Origin of the sequence: Phyllobacterium sp. 628, assembly GCF_014189505.1 — a bacterium.
In the GTDB taxonomy this organism is placed as follows: domain Bacteria; phylum Pseudomonadota; class Alphaproteobacteria; order Rhizobiales; family Rhizobiaceae; genus Phyllobacterium.
In genome coordinates, this window is record NZ_CP050301.1 from 1,842,198 (window position 1) to 1,860,137 (window position 17,940).

16 protein-coding genes and 1 tRNA gene are annotated in these 17,940 nt (G+C 56.3%); 7 read left to right on the plus strand and 10 right to left on the minus strand.

What is annotated here, in order from left to right; genetic code table 11:
* Positions 1–3: 3 nt before the first annotated feature.
* Positions 4–264, plus strand: coding sequence for a hypothetical protein (locus tag HB779_RS10585; protein WP_188345655.1), 261 nt, complete (start codon positions 4–6; stop codon positions 262–264).
* A gap of 80 nt (positions 265–344) precedes the next feature.
* On the opposite strand, the gene HB779_RS10590 is transcribed toward HB779_RS10585, so the two are convergent.
* Positions 345–1,406 (minus strand): acyltransferase, encoded by a 1,062-nt coding sequence (locus HB779_RS10590; protein WP_188345656.1) that lies wholly within the window; start codon positions 1,404–1,406, stop codon positions 345–347.
* Between the two features lie 120 nt (positions 1,407–1,526).
* A tRNA-Pro gene (locus HB779_RS10595) sits at positions 1,527–1,604 on the minus strand.
* A gap of 242 nt (positions 1,605–1,846) precedes the next feature.
* On the opposite strand from HB779_RS10595, the gene HB779_RS10600 reads away from it, so the two are divergent.
* A complete protein-coding gene (locus HB779_RS10600; RefSeq protein WP_188345657.1) occupies positions 1,847–4,093 on the plus strand; it encodes an AGE family epimerase/isomerase in 2,247 nt (748 codons plus the stop codon).
* On the opposite strand, the gene HB779_RS10605 is transcribed toward HB779_RS10600, so the two are convergent.
* Positions 4,090–4,731 (minus strand): TetR/AcrR family transcriptional regulator, encoded by a 642-nt coding sequence (locus tag HB779_RS10605; protein WP_188345658.1) that lies wholly within the window; start codon positions 4,729–4,731, stop codon positions 4,090–4,092. The genes HB779_RS10600 and HB779_RS10605 overlap by 4 nt on opposite strands.
* 85 nt (positions 4,732–4,816) lie before the next feature.
* Between HB779_RS10605 and HB779_RS10610 the strand changes: the two genes are divergently transcribed.
* Entirely contained in the window at positions 4,817–6,010 is a 1,194-nt protein-coding gene (locus HB779_RS10610) for a serine hydrolase (protein WP_188345659.1), read from the plus strand.
* 41 nt (positions 6,011–6,051) lie between these two features.
* Here HB779_RS10610 and betB read toward each other — a convergent pair whose 3' ends face one another.
* The 4 genes from betB to betI form a co-directional block, all read right to left on the minus strand.
* The gene (gene betB / locus HB779_RS10615; protein WP_188345660.1) at positions 6,052–7,515 is read right to left on the minus strand and encodes a betaine-aldehyde dehydrogenase; all 1,464 of its coding nucleotides are present in this window, start codon (positions 7,513–7,515) and stop codon (positions 6,052–6,054) included.
* Between the two features lie 207 nt (positions 7,516–7,722).
* Positions 7,723–9,372, minus strand: coding sequence for a choline dehydrogenase (gene betA / locus HB779_RS10620; protein ID WP_188345661.1), 1,650 nt, complete (start codon positions 9,370–9,372; stop codon positions 7,723–7,725).
* A 6-nt stretch (positions 9,373–9,378) separates the two neighbouring features.
* Positions 9,379–10,902: a choline-sulfatase gene (gene betC / locus HB779_RS10625; RefSeq protein ID WP_188345662.1), complete on the minus strand. Its 1,524-nt coding sequence runs from the start codon at positions 10,900–10,902 to the stop codon at positions 9,379–9,381.
* A complete protein-coding gene (gene betI / locus HB779_RS10630; protein WP_188345663.1) occupies positions 10,899–11,492 on the minus strand; it encodes a transcriptional regulator BetI in 594 nt (197 codons plus the stop codon). Before betI ends, betC begins: the two co-directional genes overlap by 4 nt.
* Positions 11,493–12,216: 724 nt before the next feature.
* On the opposite strand from betI, the gene HB779_RS10635 reads away from it, so the two are divergent.
* The 3 genes from HB779_RS10635 (at position 12,217) to HB779_RS10645 (ending at position 15,358) form a co-directional block, all read left to right on the plus strand.
* Entirely contained in the window at positions 12,217–13,383 is a 1,167-nt protein-coding gene (locus tag HB779_RS10635; RefSeq protein ID WP_188345664.1) for an acetyl-CoA acetyltransferase, read from the plus strand.
* A gap of 113 nt (positions 13,384–13,496) precedes the next feature.
* Positions 13,497–14,228, plus strand: a complete 732-nt coding sequence (locus tag HB779_RS10640) for a class I SAM-dependent methyltransferase (RefSeq protein WP_188345665.1) — start codon at positions 13,497–13,499, stop codon at positions 14,226–14,228.
* Positions 14,229–14,338: 110 nt separating this feature from the next.
* The gene (locus HB779_RS10645) at positions 14,339–15,358 is read left to right on the plus strand and encodes an asparaginase (protein ID WP_188345666.1); all 1,020 of its coding nucleotides are present in this window, start codon (positions 14,339–14,341) and stop codon (positions 15,356–15,358) included.
* Between the two features lie 3 nt (positions 15,359–15,361).
* Here HB779_RS10645 and HB779_RS10650 read toward each other — a convergent pair whose 3' ends face one another.
* Positions 15,362–16,696, minus strand: coding sequence for a TIGR03808 family TAT-translocated repetitive protein (locus tag HB779_RS10650; RefSeq protein WP_188345667.1), 1,335 nt, complete (start codon positions 16,694–16,696; stop codon positions 15,362–15,364).
* A gap of 113 nt (positions 16,697–16,809) precedes the next feature.
* On the opposite strand from HB779_RS10650, the gene HB779_RS10655 reads away from it, so the two are divergent.
* Complete coding sequence (locus HB779_RS10655; RefSeq protein WP_188345668.1) at positions 16,810–17,295, plus strand: GreA/GreB family elongation factor; 486 nt, start codon at positions 16,810–16,812, stop codon at positions 17,293–17,295.
* Positions 17,296–17,332: 37 nt separating this feature from the next.
* On the opposite strand, the gene HB779_RS10660 is transcribed toward HB779_RS10655, so the two are convergent.
* Complete coding sequence (locus HB779_RS10660) at positions 17,333–17,716, minus strand: type II toxin-antitoxin system death-on-curing family toxin (protein ID WP_188345669.1); 384 nt, start codon at positions 17,714–17,716, stop codon at positions 17,333–17,335.
* Complete coding sequence (locus tag HB779_RS10665; RefSeq protein WP_188345874.1) at positions 17,713–17,934, minus strand: AbrB/MazE/SpoVT family DNA-binding domain-containing protein; 222 nt, start codon at positions 17,932–17,934, stop codon at positions 17,713–17,715. Before HB779_RS10665 ends, HB779_RS10660 begins: the two co-directional genes overlap by 4 nt.
* Between the last annotated feature and the right edge of the window lie 6 nt (positions 17,935–17,940).

Consider the following 17,940-nt stretch of genomic DNA (forward strand, 5'->3'; position numbering starts at 1 on the left):
GTGATGGACGAAGAACCAGAGTTGGTTGTGTCGCGTTTATCGAAAGAATTCACCCGCGACGGCATCACCGTAAGCGTCGAAATTTACCGTCTGGCCGAGCAAAGCGAATGGACGCTGGAAGTGGTCACTGCGGACAAGGATTCGGTCATCTGGGATGACCCGTTCGAGACCGATCAAGCGGCCTATGATGAGTTTCTCAAGGCCGTGGAAGAGGAAGGCCTCGCCGCATTGATCGACCCGGAAGGCGGAGAGACGCTGCATTAAACTTGATGCGACAAGTCTGTGCGATAATATACGCAGTGATCAAACAATATATTTCGGATCTGTTCAGAGGGCGGGCCTAATCACTGCGTCACGCGTGCATTTTCGACAAATTGTTTGGATTTTCGAATTTTTTGTTTCCACTTAAGTGAGGGCTTCTCGATCAATTTCCACGAGAGGCAAGCAAAGAAAAAAGTTATCGGGATTGCCAGCAACGTCAAATAAATAGGACCAATTGTTGGAGATAGCACCTTTACGATACTCTGCTGGATAGGGAATGCGTACAGATAAGCCCCATAACTAATATCTATCGATACCTCGTGGTGAAGGTTTATAGGGGTAAAGGCAAAGAAGTACACGAGATATGGTAGCACAACAAAATAGACACCATACCCATACATGTTTGGCAGGTACGACGATCCAAGAAGAACCAAAACTGCAACAGCTCCATGGATGTATCGGCTTGGTACCGCTGGGAGCTTGGATAACGCTGCCCCGGCAAAAAAGAAGTAACCCATATTAAGAAAATTGAAAGTTGAAACAGATGGGAGAAGATCGGGGCCTCTGTTCAACCACGAGAGCCCAAAAAAATGTACCGAGAAGTAATAACCAATCCCAAAGGCTCCCGCTATTGATACGAGTATCCCAAAATTGCGAACTCGAATGATCACGAAAAATGCACTGATTGCATACATTGTCGCTTCAAGAGGTAAAGTCCACAAAGAGCCGTTTACACTATCATTTGGAAGCCCGTCAAAAACTCCAGGAAGCCAGGGGTAAAACGCAAAAAGGGAGAGATTTCCCAGATGTTTCAATGTGCCATTATTCGCAAAATATTCTGTCAGCGGCAGTCTGGTAAAATTCAACCCAACGACAAATATGTCGAATAAGACAACGACGACAAGTGGGGGAATGACGCGTAGTAGCCGTGACAATAAAAAAGAGAATAAATTATTCTGAGTACCCGAAATGGTCACAAGATATCCGCTTATGACGAAAAACACGTCAACAGCTATGCCTCCCCCGGATGTATAACCGAGAAAAGCTCCAATGGGTTCGGTGGTCCCCGTCAATGGGAAGCTATGAGAAAATAAAACAAGAAAAGCGGCTAACAATCGGAGTATATTAAAATTATTTTTGCGCACCACATTCCCCGTGAAATTAGCTCGAGGAATCTACGTTATGAAGTAAGGATATGGATCGCAATTGAACGTTAGTTCAATTTCATAATAAACTATTTGTTATCTGCACAGTTGTTGAAACACTGGTCGGAGTGAGAGGATCTCGAACCTCCGACCCCGTCGTCCCGAACGACGTGCGCTACCAGGCTGCGCTACACTCCGTGACCAGCGATGCGCGGTTTATACCGCCGTGTTTTTATGCTCGCAAGCCGTTTCATTCAGGCATAATCAATTAAACAGTGCAAACATAAACCATGTTCTGGAAATGCTTGAACCGGCCTTGTGATCATCAACGAAAGTCTTGTATCGATGAAAGACTGACAATGCGATGTATCGCAAAGTCTGGTGAAAGTTGCGAACTGTATATCGGACGCCATACCGACTGAACCTTGAGGTTGCATGACATGACATCGGGCAAGACGCGTATTATCAGCTTTGTAATGAGTGGTGGTGTCGGTTCGCGGTTGTGGCCTTTGTCACGCGAGGACTTTCCCAAGCAGTTTCATAATCTTTCCGGTCAAGGCTCGATGCTGTTGCGCACTGTCAAGCGCATGAGTGCCCGTGGCGGCGAGACAGCCGTGCCGGTGTATCTTTTGGCCTCGGAACGTCATGCGGATCGCATCAGTCAGGACCTTGCCGGGGTTGATCTGGCCGGCGGCCGTTCGATCCTTGAACCGATGGGCCGCAACACCGCGGCGGCCGTTGTTCTGGCGACAGAGATCACGCTGCGCGAGCATGGCGATGATCTCGTTCTCGTCGTGCCATCCGATCATGAAATCACCACCGATCGCGATTTCTGGAGCACGGTGGAAGCCGGTACCAATGCGGCTTTGGCCGGGCGGATCGTCGTCTTCGGCATTCAGCCAGATCGTCCGGAGACGGGTTACGGTTATATCGAAGTGGGGCCGCAACACGACAGCATCCGTGATGTGATCCGGTTTGTTGAAAAGCCGGATGAACCGACCGCGATCCAGTATCTCGAATCGAAGAATTTTCTCTGGAATTCCGGCATTTTCCTGTTCCGCGCCAGTGCCATGCGCGATGCCTTCAAAGCCCATGCGCCGACGATCTGGGACGGCGCTGTTGCAGCCCTTGATCAGGCGACCAGCAACGTCTCCGGCACCTATCTTCCCTACGAACTTTACGCCGAAGTGCCATCCATATCGGTTGACTATGCGATCATGGAGCACGCCACTGATATTGCACTGGTCCCCGCACGCTTCCGCTGGAACGATCTGGGTTCATGGCAATCCCTGCTGGAGGTCAGCTCGACCGATGGCAATGGCAATGTGATTGTCGGCGATGTGGTCGCCATCGATTGCGAAAACAGTTATCTGCGCAGCAATGGCCGCCTGCTTTCCGCCATCGGCCTGCGTGATCTGGCGGTCGTCTCGACGTCCGACGCCACCTTTGTGGCACCGGTAACCGAAAGCCAGAATGTGCGCAAGATCGTCGAGCAGTTGGAGAAGACTGGACGTCTCGAAACCAAGTTCACACCGGCACAGGACCGGCTGCCGCAGGTGGGCGCCTATGAAAAGCGCGTGCGCCATTGGCTGTTTGAGGAAACGCTCCCCCTGTGGTCAACCATCGGTGTCGACCGGCGCTATGGCGGCTTTCACGAGGCCCTGACCTTCGATGCGACCCCGATCATGCGCACGAAACGCATGCGCACCACGGCCCGGCAGATTTATGCCTTCGCGGTCGCACATGAAATGGGCTGGGACGGACCGGCCAATGACCTGATTGATCACGGCATACGCTTCATTACCGCCAATGGGCGGACCGAGCGGGGCGGCTGGGTCAAGACCTTCAATCCTGACGGTACGGTTCTGGACGGGTCTGAAGACGCTTACGATCAGTCCTTCGTGCTGCTGGCGCTGGCGCATGCACACCGGGCCGGTCATCCGCTGGCGCTTGGTCTTGCCACGGAAACTTTTGCCTTTATCGATGAATATCTCGCCGACTCCCGACTTCGGGGTTTCCTTGAAATGCCGGGTGATAAAGGCCTGCGCCGCTCCAATCCCCACATGCATCTGCTGGAATCGTTTCTGGCCTGGTACGACGTGACCGGCAACCGGGATTATCTGCAGCGGGCCGCACGCATTGTTGATCTCTTCCGGCATCATCTGTTCGACGCGGAAACCTGGACGCTGGGCGAATATTTCACCGATGACTGGGAGCGTGCGCCGGGCGAGCAGGGCGAGTGGACGGAGCCGGGCCATCATTTCGAATGGGCTTATCTCCTGTCCAATTTTGCCAAGGCATCCGGTCAGAAGGACATTATCCGCCACGCCCGCAAGCTCTATGCCTCGGCGATTGCCAATGGCCTGAACCGCACCACTGAACTCGCCTATGGCGCAGTATCGCGGCATGGGCTGCCGCTCGATACCAATTCACGCAGCTGGCCGCAGACCGAAGCGGTGAAGGCGGCGATTGCGCTGGATGGCAATGGCGGGCCGGATTTGAAACCGGAAGTGGAAGCGCGGGTCGGGCGGCTGTTCCGCTGGCACATCGAACAGGCGCCAAAAGGCCTGTGGATCGACCTGATCGACGAGAAGGGCAGAGCCAAGGCTGAAGATGTTCCCGCCTCGATCTTCTATCATCTGGTCTGCGCCCTGACCCAATATGTGGATTATATCGGCAAGGCTTAGTCCGGAATCTTTCCTGGCCAAGCACTCATGGCGGTTTCAGCAATCGCCGTTAGGTCGTCAACCGTCGCGCCGTCATGCGCCTGCACCGACATGCCCTGAATGATGGCGCCGTAAAACCGCGCCAGCAGTTTGGGGTTGGTAGAGGCGGGCACTTCACCATCTGATATGGCCTGCTCCACGAGGGTGGTGAGAACACCCAACGTTCGGCTGCGCATGGCCGCGACCTTATCCGCAACGCCCTTTACCTCAGGCGCACAGGAAAGTGCGGCTGTGGAGATCATGCAGCCACCGGGGCCAAGGGCGAAACTGGAGGCGGCACCGTGGAGCAGGCGCGATATGGTGCCTTTCGCCGTCTTTTCCTCTTCAAGCGCTGCGGTGAAATAGCTGCCGGGGCCGAGTTTGTAGAGCGATAGCACCTCCATATAGAGCTCTTCCTTCGAGCCGAATGCGGTGTAGAGGCTTGGCGGCGTTATGCCCATGGCCTCGGTGAGGTCATTGATCGACGTGCCCTCATAGCCGCGCTGCCAGAACAGCATCATTGCCTTGTCGCGCGCTGCCTCGCGGTCAAAGCTGCGCGGACGGCCGCGCTTGCGGGCGGGCTCTTCAGTGGAATTGACGGAGACTTCATTTATTTTCATAGTGACCACTAATAAATTAGTTGACAGGAAAGAAACGCGTGTTAGTTCTTTTATATAGTGACCACTATGAAAAAGGAACAGGTCTATGAACATACCAGTTGCCGCTACGCTGACAACACTTGCCTTGACCGCACCGGCGGTTGGCGGACAGGCTGAATTCAAAGGCCGCCTCGACAAGGTGATCAACGAGGCTATTGCCGACCAGACCATAGTAGGTACGGTTATTCTGGTGGCCGAGAATGGCAAGATTGTCTATCGCCGCGCCGCAGGGTTTGCTGATCGCGAGGCAAAAACCCCGGTCAGGGAAGACGCGATTTTCCGCTTTGCCTCAATGACCAAGCCGGTTGTAGCGGTCACGACGCTGCGACTGGTGGAAGAGGGCAAGCTGAAACTGGATGATCCGGTCACAAAATATCTGCCGGATTTCCACCCGAAACTTGCCGATGGCCGCGAACCGGTGATCACAATCCGCCAGCTCATGAGCCATACGTCGGGCCTGACCTATGGCTTTCTCCAACCCGCCGATGGCCCTTACCACAAGGCCAATGTTTCCGATGGCCTCGATCAGCCTGGTCTTTCCGTTGAAGAGAACCTTCGCCGTATCGCCACCGTACCCCTGTCGTCTGAACCCGGCACCGCATGGGGATACTCGGTCGGCATCGATGTGCTTGGCGCTGTGCTGGCCAGGGCAACGGGCAAATCTCTGCCCGAATTGGTGAAGGAAAATGTCACCGGCAAACTTGGCATGAAAGACACCGGCTTTACTGTCAGTGACCGGGCAAGACTGGCTGTGGCCTACGGCGACGCTGAACCGCCGGTGCGCATGGACAAGACCCACATTGTGCCTTTCTTCGATGGAGATGTGAGTTTTGCGCCAGACCGGATATTTGATCCTGCTTCTTATGCTTCAGGCGGCGCGGGCATGGCGGGAACTGCCGATGACTATATCCGCTTCCTTGAAGCGTTGCGTGAGGGTGGTTCGCCGCTGCTCACGGCTGGCAGTCTCAAACTGCTGGAAAACAGCCAGATCGGTGATCTTGTCGTGGATGTCGCGCCGCCCGGCACGGGTTTCAGCCTCGGATTTTCCATCGTGAAGGACCCGGCGGCAGCAGGCTCGCCGCAATCAGCTGGAACATGGAAATGGGGCGGTGCCTATGGCCAGTCATGGTTTGTCGATCCCAAGCGCAAGCTGACCGTCGTGGCGCTGACCAATACAGCCCTTGCGGGCATGGTGGGTGTGTTTCCCGATGGCGTGCGCGACGCCATCTACGGCAAGTGATCGAAAAGGCGGGACATGCAAATGTCCCGCCTTGATCTATTTTAGTACGGGCTTTCGACCTTGCCGGTCTCAACATAAACAGACTTGATCTGGCTATAGTGATAAAGTGCGGCCAGACCGTTTTCACGGCCAACGCCCGACTGTTTGAAACCGCCAAACGGCATCTCAACCGGTGCCAGATTATAGGTGTTGATCCAGCAGGTGCCGGCCTTCAACTGGCTGATGACGCGGTGGGCGCGGGACAGGTCCTTGGTGAAGACACCGGCGGAAAGCCCGAATTCCGTATCATTGGCGCGGGCAACCACTTCCTCTTCGTCGGTAAAATCAAGAACCGCCATGACGGGACCAAAGATTTCTTCCTGCGCGATGGTCATTGTGTCGGTGACGCCGGTAAAAATGGTTGGCTCGACATAGCAGCCGCTTTCAAAACCCTGCATCTTGGGCACACCGCCGCCAAAGGCAAGCGTTGCCCCTTCAGCTTTGCCCTTCTCGATATAGGACACAACCTTGTCGCGCTGCGAAGCATTGATCAATGGTCCCAAATGGATTTCGGGATCGAGCGGATCGCCAAGCCGGATGGCCTTGGTGCGGGTAACCAGACGGTCAAGGAACTGATCTTTTATGCCCTTCTGCACAAAGACACGAGTGCCGTTCGAGCAGACCTGGCCGGTCGAATAAAAATTGCCGAGCAGCGCACCGCCGACGGCATTTTCCACATCTGCGTCATCAAATATGATCAGGGGCGACTTGCCGCCAAGTTCCATCGTGGCATGCTTCATGTGTGAACCGGCCTGCGCCAGCACCTTTCTGCCGGTGGGCACCGAGCCGGTCAGTGACACTTTGGCGACCAGGGGATGATCGACCAACTGCGAGCCGACATCGCCAAAACCCTGCAGCACGTTAAAGAGACCGTCGGGCAGGCCAGCTTCTTTGTAAATCTCGGCAAGAACGAGGGCAGACAGCGGCGTGTTTTCCGATGGCTTGAAGATCATGGCATTGCCGGCAGCCAGCGCTGGAGCGGACTTCCAGCCTGCACCCTGAATCGGATAATTCCATGCGCCGATACCAACGCACACACCCAGCGCTTCACGGCGCGTGTAGGCATAGGAGCCACCCAGCTCGATCATCTCGCCATTGAACCCGGCAATGATGCCGCCATAGAATTCCAGTGCATCGGCGGCGGAAGCCGGATCGGCTACCAGTGTTTCCTGAATGGCTTTGCCGGTATCGAGCGTTTCAAGCTCGGCTATTTCCGCGTTGCGTTCGCGTAAAATATCTGCGGCGCGGCGCAGGATACGGCCGCGCTCCACCGGCTTCAGTGCGGCCCATGCGGGCTGAGCGGCTGCAGCGGCCTGTACGGCCTGCTCGACGAGCGCAGGTGTGGCGCCAAACAGCTTGGCAATGATCTCGCCGGTCGCCGGATAGATCACATCCAGCGGCTTGCCTGCCTTGTCGTCGACGAAGCGGCCATTGATGAAATGCGATGCCTTGGGCTGCGCGCGCATGGTGTTCTCCTGAAGTTTGTTCATCTGTACTTTATTTCACCCCCTCTGTCCTGTCGGACATCTCCCCCACAAGGGGGGAGATCAGCTCTCATGACCATCTTGCCTAATTCTGAGATACTGAAAACTGAGCGATATAATTGATGTCGATGTGATCTCCCCCTTGTGGGGGAGATGGGCGACAGCCCAGAGGGGGTGAACACATAATCATCACCGGTCACTCACTTGCCAGCGCGGATTGATCCACGGTTCCTGATTGGACCTCGGCAAGGGATCACGGCCAAGAATATGGTCCGATGCCTTCTCGCCGGTCATGATCGACGGTCCGTTCAGATTGCCGTTGGTCACACGCGGGAAGATGGAGGAATCGGCAACGCGCAGGCCCTCGACACCAATCACCCGGCAGTGCGGATCAACCACGGCCATGGGGTCGCTGGCCGCGCCCATTTTGCAGGTGCCGCAGGGATGGAAAGCGCTTTCCGCATGTTCGCGCAGGAAGTCATCGATCTCGTCATCCGACTGTACGCCAGCTCCCGGTGAAATTTCCCGTCCGCGATAGGGATCAAGCGCCGCCTGACCGAAAATCTCGCGGGTAAGGCGTACGGCATGGCGGAAGTCGGTCCAGTCATCCGGGTGCGACATGTAGTTGAACAGAATCTTGGGTTTTTCGAATGGATCAGCCGAGCGCAGCGTTACGCTGCCGCGTGACTTTGAACGCATCGGACCCACATGCGCCTGAAAACCATGGCCAGCAGCGGCAGCTTTGCCATCATAGCGAATGGCGGCAGGCAGGAAATGGTATTGAATATCGGGGTAGTCGATGCCGGGCTTGGAGCGCACAAAGGCGGCGGATTCAAAATGGTTGGTCGCGCCATCGCCAGTCTTGAAAAACAGCCATTGTGCGCCGATCATCGCCTTGGAGAAAAGCCCGAGCTTGGAGTTGAGCGTGATCGGCTTCAGGCTCTCCTGCTGGATATAGACTTCCATATGATCCTGCAGATTCTGCCCGACCCCGGCCCGGTCCGCAACGACAGCGATGCCATGCTCCTTTAAATGCTTAGCAGGGCCGATACCGGACAGCATCAGCAGCTTTGGCGAATTGATCGACGATGCGGCAATGATGACTTCGCGCCGCGCACGGATCGTTTCCACCTTGCCGCGCCGCGTGATTTCCACGCCGGTTGCCCGCTGATTCTCGATAATCACCCGCCGGGCAAAACCATTGACGAGATTGACGTTTCGGCGCTTTAACGCTGGGCGCAGATAGGCATTGGCCGTGGACCAGCGGCGACCATTGTGGATGGTCTGTTCCATCGCACCGAAGCCTTCCTGCTTGGTGCCATTATAGTCGTCGGTAACTTCGAACCCGGCCTGTTTGCCCGCATCGACAAAAGCATGGAACAGCGGATTGTCACGGCGTCCGCGCTGGACATGCATAGGCCCATCGGTGCCGCGCCATCCGGCTTCGCCGCCATGGGAATGTTCCATGCGCTTGAAGTAAGGCAGCACATCCGCATAGGACCAGCCTGCCGCGCCGCTCTCCGCCCAATGATCGAAATCATGGGCATGACCGCGCACATAGACCATTCCATTGATCGAGGACGATCCGCCGATGACCTTGCCGCGCGGCGTTACCAGCGTGCGCCCGGCGAGATGCGGCTCCGGCTCGGAGGTGAAACCCCAGTCATACGTGCTCATGTTCATCGGGAAGGACAGAGCCGCTGGCATCTGGATAAACGGTCCAATATCGGTGCCGCCGAACTCGATGACGATAACAGAATATTTGCCGTCCTCCGACAGGCGGTAGGCCATGGCAGATCCGGCAGAACCCGAACCGATGATAACGAAATCTGCTTCCATTTTGCCTCACTCGCCGCGCGGAAAACGCGCGTTCTCTTCCAGAACATTCAGATCCATGTGATTGCGCATGTAGCGTTCCGATGCCTTTTGCAGCGGCTGATAATCCCAGGGATAATAGGAGCCATTGCGCAGCGCTTCGTAGACAACCCAGCGCCGTGCCTGACTTTCGCGCACCGCCGCATCATAGGCTGCCAGATCCCAGCGAGCCCTGGCGGCGACCGTGAACCGGGCCAGCAGTTCGCCATGGGCAGGATCAGCTGCGAGGTTCACGCGCTCGTGCGGATCCGATTCAAGATCAAACAGTTGCGGCGGATCGATCTCGCAGTGCACGAACTTGTAGCGGCCGTCGCGAATGCAGACGAGCGGGGCATTGGAACCCTCGGCCGCATATTCCATCAGCACCGGCCCCTGCCGCTTGCCGCCCTTGATCGCGCCGGTCAGATCCTCGCCATCGGTCCATGGTTTGACCGCCGCAATGTCAATGCCTGCGAGGGCCGCCAGCGTCGGGTTGATATCAAGCGTCGATACCGGCTGGGTGATCAGTTGCGGTGCGATGCCTTGGCCGGCAATCATCAGGGGGACGCGCGCCGAGCCTTCGAAGAAGTTCATCTTGAACCACAGGCCGCGCTCGCCCAGCATATCGCCATGGTCTGAAGTGAAGACGATGATCGTATTGTCGAGCATGCGGGTGGCGCGCAGCACGTCAAGAATTTCGCCGATCTTGTCATCCACATAGGAAATGTTGGCGAGATAGCCCTGACGGGCACTGCGGACATTGTCCGGCGTGATGTCAAAGTTTGTATAGTCACACGCTTGCATCAGGCGCTGTGAATGCGGGTCCTGTTCGGCAAACGGGATATCGCCGACTGCCGGTTCCAAAGCGGGGGAGTTCTCATAAAGGTCCCAATATTTGCGCCGCGCCACGTAGGGGTCGTGCGGGTGGGTGAACGAGACCGTGAGGCACCACGGACGGCTCGCTGTGTTGTCTGATGTCCGCGACAGCTGATACAGTTTCTGCGTTGCGTGGAACGCGACCTCGTCGTCATATTCCATCTGGTTGCTGGTTTCGGCTATGCCAGCTCCGGTGACAGAACCAAGGTTATGATACCACCAGTCAATGCGTTCTCCCGGTTTGCGATAGTCCGGCGTCCAGCCAAAATCCGCCGGATAGATATCCGTGGTCAGACGTTCCTCAAAACCGTGAAGCTGATCAGGCCCGACGAAGTGCATCTTGCCGGACAAGCCGGTGTAATAACCGGCACGGCGCAGATGATGCGCATAGGTCGGAATATCGGAGGCAAATTCCGCTGCATTGTCGTAAACGCGGGTGCGTGACGGCAATTGGCCGGACATGAAGGATGCACGGGCAGGGGCACAGAGCGGCGACGCCGTATAGGTGTTGGCAAAGCGAGCAGAACGATCGGCCAGTGCGCGCAGATGCGGCGCATGAATAAACTCTGCCGGGCCATCGGGAAACAGCGTTCCGTTCAACTGGTCGACCATCAGGATGAGAATGTTTGGCCTGGTCATAGGGATGCTCCGGCGGCGGTTAATTTCGTCGTCACGTAATCTTCCACAAGCGCGATTGCCGAGGCTGCCTCAGGCGCGCCATTGCGCAGCGCATGGCGGATATAGAGCCCGTCGATCATGGCTGCAGCGCCCTCTGCGATCTGCAGGGCGATGGCGCGGCTAGTCATACGGCTGAGCGCATAGGCGAGGTTGGAATGCATGCGGCGGGCATAGACCCGCAACAAGCGGCGCGTTTCATCCGATTGCTGTGCATGCACATAGAAGGCGAGCCACGCGGCTACGGTCTGCGGCGCAAATTGCGAGGCGGAAAAGTTGACGGCAATGATCGCGGCGACGCGCGCGGTTGGTGTACGCGCCGTTTCCAGAGCCGTCAGAAGGTCCCGCCCGAGCTCTTTCAGGAGGTGTCGCATGGTGGCGAGGATCAGCTGTTCCTTGCCGCCGAAATAGTGATGTGCCAGCGCCGGCGAAACACCCGCTTCATGGGCGATCTCCGCGACAGTTACATCCAGCGAGCCGCGCTGGCCGATCGTGCGTATAGCCGCATCAATCAACTCCCGCTTGCGCAGTGGTTCCATTCCGACTTTGGGCATGTTGAGAAACCTCGTTTGGAGGAATTATTATTCTTGATTGACTGATCAATCAATAAAAACTTTGAGAGGATTTATTTGATATTGAAAGACGGGAGAGCCGCTTTCTGTTGCACGTCCATTGTGCGTGGTTCGACAAGCTCACCATGAGGGAGAGTGAGGATTGCAGGGAGCTATGTTCTGCAACACTTCCGGTGGCATTGCAGCCAAACCAATTCCCTCATGGTGAGCTTGTCGAACCACGCACAATGGATGTGCAGCACAACAATATATCACCATCAAACCAGCGATGAGTGACTGCGCGATGACATGTATCTAAACTGTCACCCAACATCCCTTGCAGGCCGGGCTCCAACCCTCCCACTTGTGGGGGAGGGTAGCTGCAAAGCAGCGGGGTGGGGGGTAATGATTGATCCGTTAAAACCGGGAAACAATTTGTCCTCTTGCACGACTGCATTTAGTCCCCCCACCCCGGACCTGCGGTCCGACCCTCCCCACGTTGGGGGAGGGTAAGCAGCGATGCTGCTTGTGCGTTTTGCCAAGTGGTCCCGCGACCGAATTTCGCCTTACATCATCTCAAAGCAATAAATGAATCAGCCGAAAGCCCACTTCAGCACGATAATTGCCAAACCACAGACCCCGGTATTGCACTGCAACAAACCGCTTTACCTTGAAGCGCGGCAGGTTCATGGTTACCTCAACAAGAATGCTATTTTGGAGGAATAACATGACAGCCTGTATCGTTGGATGGTCGCATTTGCCTTTCGGCAAGCTGGAAGGCGAAACCGTCGAAAGCCTGATCGTCAAAGCTGCACTCGCTGCGCTGGATCATGCGGGTATTGGTCCACAGGATGTGGATGAAATCGTTCTTGGCCACTTCAACGCTGGCTTTTCGCCACAGGATTTCACCGCAAGCCTTGTCTTGCAGGCCAGCGATGCGTTCCGCTTCAAACCCGCCACGCGGGTGGAAAATGCCTGTGCAACCGGTTCGGCAGCGGTGCATCAGGGCATCAAGACCATCCGCGCCGGTGCTGCAAAGGTCGTCCTGGTGGTGGGTGTCGAGAAGATGACATCGACACCGGGACCGGAAATCGGCAAGAACCTTCTCAAAGCCTCTTATCTTCCCGAAGAAGGCGATATCCCTGCCGGGTTTTCCGGAGTGTTCGGCCAGATCGCCGCTGCCTATTTCCAGAAATATGGTGATCAGTCCGATGCGCTGGCGACCATTGCCGCCAAGAACCACAAGAACGGCGTCAACAATCCCTACGCACAGATGCGCAAGGATCTGGGCTATGAATTCTGCCGTCACGAAAGCGAGAAGAACCCCTTCGTCGCCGGTCCTTTGAAGCGCACCGATTGTTCGCTTGTATCCGATGGTGCTGCGGCGCTGGTGCTTACCGATACGCAGACCGCGCTGAAGATGCGGCGCGCCGTGGCGTTCCGTGCTGCTCAACACGTGCAGGATTTCCTGCCGATTTCGAAACGCGATATCCTGCTGTTCGAAGGTTGCTCCGAGGGCTGGAAGCGTGCACTGGATCAGGCCGGTGTAACGCTGGGCGATCTCTCCTTTGTCGAGACACATGATTGCTTCACCATTGCCGAACTCATCGAATATGAAGCCATGGGTCTTGCCAAACCGGGCGAAGGCGCCAAGGTTGCCCTTGAAGGTCAGACCGCCATGGGCGGACGCCTGCCGGTCAATCCATCGGGCGGGCTAAAGGCCAAGGGACATCCGATTGGCGCCAGCGGCGTTTCCATGCACGTCTTGTCGTCCATGCAGCTGACAGGCGAAGCGGGTGGGATTCAGGTGCCGGATGCCAAGCTCGCGGGAATCTTCAACATGGGCGGCGCTGCTGTCGCCAACTATGTGTCGATCCTCGAACGCATCAAATAAATATCCCACAGCGTATTTTGCGAATCCGGGACTTTAAGACCCGGATTCTGTGTTTTAAAAGCACCTTATAAATCCATGAATTGAATCATCTTTCTACGGCAGAGGGAAACGTCATGTCGAACGGATGGAAAGAGTCGGCCTCCGCCTGGATCGCCGAACAGGCGGATGACGGCGATTATGGCCGCATGCATGTACTCGACCGGCCAATGCTGGAGCGCATCAGCGGCCGTGGCTTTAAAAACGCACTCGATGTCGGCTGCGGCGAAGGCCGCTTCTGCCGCATCCTCAGGGATCTCGGGATCAAGCCCGTCGGTATTGATCCGACCGAGGAATTGCTGGAGCAGGCCCAAGGCAGGGACCCCGAGGGCGACTATCGCTTCGGCTATGCGGAAGCGCTGGAATTTGCCGATGCATCGTTCGATCTGGTGGTGAGCTATCTCTCGCTCATCGACATCCCTTACCTGCGCAAGGCCATTGCCGAGATGACCCGTGTCCTCCAGCCCGGTGGAACCCTGCTCATCGCCAATCTCAACAGCTTCAACACGGCGGGGCTACCAGCGGGCTGGCAGCCCGATATCAATGGCGATCCGCGTTTCTATATCGACCATTATCTTGAAGAGCGCGTGGACTGGATGGAGTGGCGTGGCATTCGCATCCAGAATTGGCACCGCCCGTTGAGCACCTATATGTCGCTTCTTCTCAGCCATGGCCTGACGCTGCGTCATTTTGCCGAACCGGCACCCTATGGCGGCGATCCTGACAAGGCCGAGCGCTATCGCCGCGTGCCATATTTTCTCATTATGGAATGGGAAAAGCCGGGTATAGCCGCTTGCCTGCCTGTATAGGCGAATAATTTGAGCAAGCAGCTTTCTCCATTGGAAAGGGGGCCGGAGCATCCTATAAGACCATCAATTCCGGCTGATTTCGGTCAATTTCCTGTGCAATGTAGGGCGTCATGAGCAATCCTGTTCTTGTTGAAGTTTTTCGCGGCGAAACCGTTGAAAGCCGCCATCGCGGCGCGGTGGTCGTTACTGATGGCGATGGCAAGGTCGTCTATTCCGTTGGCGATATTGAGCGCCCGACTTTTCCACGCTCGGCGATCAAGGCGATCCAGGCGTTGCCACTGGTAGAAAGCGGCGCGGCGGATGCTTACGGCTTTGGCGCCGAGGAACTGGCCATGGCCTGCGCTTCACATTCCGGCGAGCCGGAGCATGTGCGCAAGGCTTCCGATATGCTGGGTCGCGCCGGACTTGACGGTTCGGCGCTTGAATGCGGTGCGCACTGGTCATCCGATCAGGCTGTGCTTATCGCACTGGCCAAGAGCGGGCAGGAGCCGACAGCGCTGCATAACAATTGTTCCGGCAAGCATTCCGGGTTTCTCTGCACCTGCGTGCATCTGGGCATTCCCACTTCGGGCTATTCATCGCTCGGGTCGCAATCGCAGAACATGGTGTGTGAGGCGATGGAGAGTGTGACCGGCGCGGTGCATTCGCTGGACCGTTGCGGCACCGATGGCTGCTCCATTCCGACCTATGCCATTCCGTTGAAGAATTTGGCGCACGGCTTCGCCCGGATGGTGACAGGAACCGGACTGCCGCCGGTGCGCGCCAAGGCTGCCAGGCGCCTGCTCGATGCCACCATGGCCGTACCATTCTACGTCGCTGGCACCAACCGCGCTTGCACGCGTCTGATGGAAATGGCGCCCGGCCGAATTTTTGTCAAAACCGGTGCCGAGGGCGTGTTTGTCGGTGCATTGCCGGAATTTGGACTGGGAATTGCATTGAAGTGCGACGACGGGACGACGCGGGCTTCGGAGGCCATGATTGCCACGGTTCTGGCGCGCATTTTCCGCAATGAAGCAGAACTGGAATCAAAGCTCGACCGGTTTGCCGATCGGGAAATGCGCAACTGGAATGGCATCACCTATGGCGTTGTCAGCCCTGCGGATGTCCTGACGGAAGCCAATATCAACTAGAACCTAGGACAGGATATTGCGCTCGACGATCAGCTTGTCGAAGCCGCTGGTGCTTTGCTTGGCCAGATCCCCGGTCGCGACATTCATCCAGCGATGCCCGATAATGCCGCCTTTGACGGCGTTTTCAATAATGTTGCCGGTGATAATGGCCGGACCAACGCCGTCAACAACACTGACATAGATGCCTGTGCCGGACTGGCGGATGATATTTCCCGTGGCAGTCACATTGCGCATGTAAGGCCCCCAGCCGAGCTTGATCCCGTAGAGCGGCGCATTTTCGACCACATTGCCGTTGACCGCGATATCCGCCTCGACGCTGATGCCGATGCCAAAACCCGGCGCGTCAGCCGGATAAGGGCCAGCCGCCGTGAGGTTGCGCACGACATTGCCGCTGCAGGTCCCCATGCGGCCGCCGCTGTCCATATTGACCATGGAAATGCCGCTGGCAGCGCCATCGACAACATTGTTGGCAATGATCGCGCCTTCAAAGGAAAACTCCGAATAAAGCGCCATCTCGCCACTGTTGGTGCAATTGTTGCCGATGATCTGGACATTGTTTCCGGCATTGGCGCGAATGGCAGAGAAAGCGCAATTATTGAGCACATTGTTGGTGACAAGCACATTGCCGTCGCGAAACACATTGATGCCGTTGCCGTTCTGCCCGGTGCCGCCGCTGCGGGCCGCGATATCTTCGACGCGGTTACCGCTGACAATGGTGCCGTCCGGACCTTGTGTGTCGCGAAAGATCAGAATGCCGCCATTACCACAACCATGCACATGATTGCCGGTAATCTGCAGACCGGTGGACTGGGAGGCGAAAATGCCTGCATCCCTGGCATCGGCGATCCGGCTGCGTTCTATGCAACCGCCGCTGTTGTAAAGCGCGATGCCATGTGCGCTGGAGCCGGTGAAATCACAATCATCGACGATGATCTGGCCGACATTGCTGACATCGACGAGCGCCTTGGTGTTCAAAAACTGATTGGCACCATCGAACACAAGCCCGCTGAGCCTTATCTGGCTGGCATTGCTCCCATTGAAAAATCGGCCATTGCCGCCATTGAGAAGGCGGGTTGTACCGGGAATGCCAGCAATATTGACCCGGTCAGGAAACTCGACGCCTGAAACAATATAAGTTCCGGGTGGGAGAAATATCTGTTCGCCGGTGGAACTTGCTCTTTGCAACAGCGCATTCAGGGCACGGCCCTGATCATCCGGTGAGCCTGCATGCAGCCCGCTGACGGTTGCAGCGGGTGTCTTGGCAAATGCAGTTGCAGGCAATAATGCGCCAGCGCCAAGACTTGCCATGCCGCCAAGAACAAGACGTCTGCTGATCACGGACTTATCCTCATGTTGAGCAGGATTGCTGTTACAATCTATCCACGGCCCGGCGGCTTATGTTTCGATTGATGGCACTTGCAGCTTGGTCAGGCAAGGCATACCTTCCTTTAATGAGCAGAGCCTTTACCAAGGAAGATGACAGCAACGCTTCGATCGATCTCGGCGAGCGCCCGATCAGTCCGCACCGCAATCTGGTGACGGAGAGGGGGCTGGCGATGATCGATGCCGAAATCGCAGTGCTGCATGAAGAGCTGGCCAAGGGTAATGCCGAAGCGGACCGCGACGTGATCGCGCGCGCATCACGCGATTTGCGCTACTGGACCGCGCGCCGGGAAACCGCCGAGCTCTCGCATCCCGATCCGGCCAGCAATGTGGTGCGGTTCGGCATGACGGTGACGATTGCTGATGAACACGAGGCCCGCCACAGTTGGGCGATTGTGGGCGAAGACGAAGCGGATGCCAGCCATGGCAAAATCTCGCACGTCTCGCCGATGGCACAGTTGATGTTTGGGAAGTCGCTGGGCGATATTTTCGAACTGAACGGCCGCGAATGGGAAATTGTCGAGATCGGATTGCCGCAGGTTGAATCGGAATAGCAGGCAGCAATATCAGTATATTGAATATAAAAGGTTTTTAGAGTTTTGCGATATGGTCACGGAAAAAGTCTGAAGCGCCACGTTCATCGATTTCTCCCGAAGTGACACCCATGACGAAAGTGTACAGTGTGCCGTTGTCAGCTATCAGGATATAACCATTGAGGATCAGGAAAGTACCGGCGGCAACGGCTGCTGTTCGCTTATTGCCGTCTACGAATGCATGATTACGGGCAATACCAAACATATAGGCACCGGCGAGATCAGCAATATTAGCTTCTTCATAAAGCGATTTGTTCTCGGCGCGCGCCAAAGCGGATTCGAGGGCGTTTTCATCTCTCAAACCTTGCGCGCCACCATGCCTGCGCAATTGCTCCGCATGCATGGCTTCCACGACCCGCCGGGAAAGAAACTCCCAGCTCATTCTGCAAGCTTCTGAAGCGCAACCTTATATTTGTCCATGACCTTGCGCGCCGCTTCCATCTGACGTTCAAAAGCATCATCTGTAGGCTGCAACGCAAATCCCTTTGCAGTGGCAATGACTTCCAATTCATCGCCAGCCTTGAGATTATGAAGATCAAGGAGTTCCTTCGGGAAGATCACACCTTCCGAATTTCCGATCTTTCGCAACATTACATTCATGGCTTC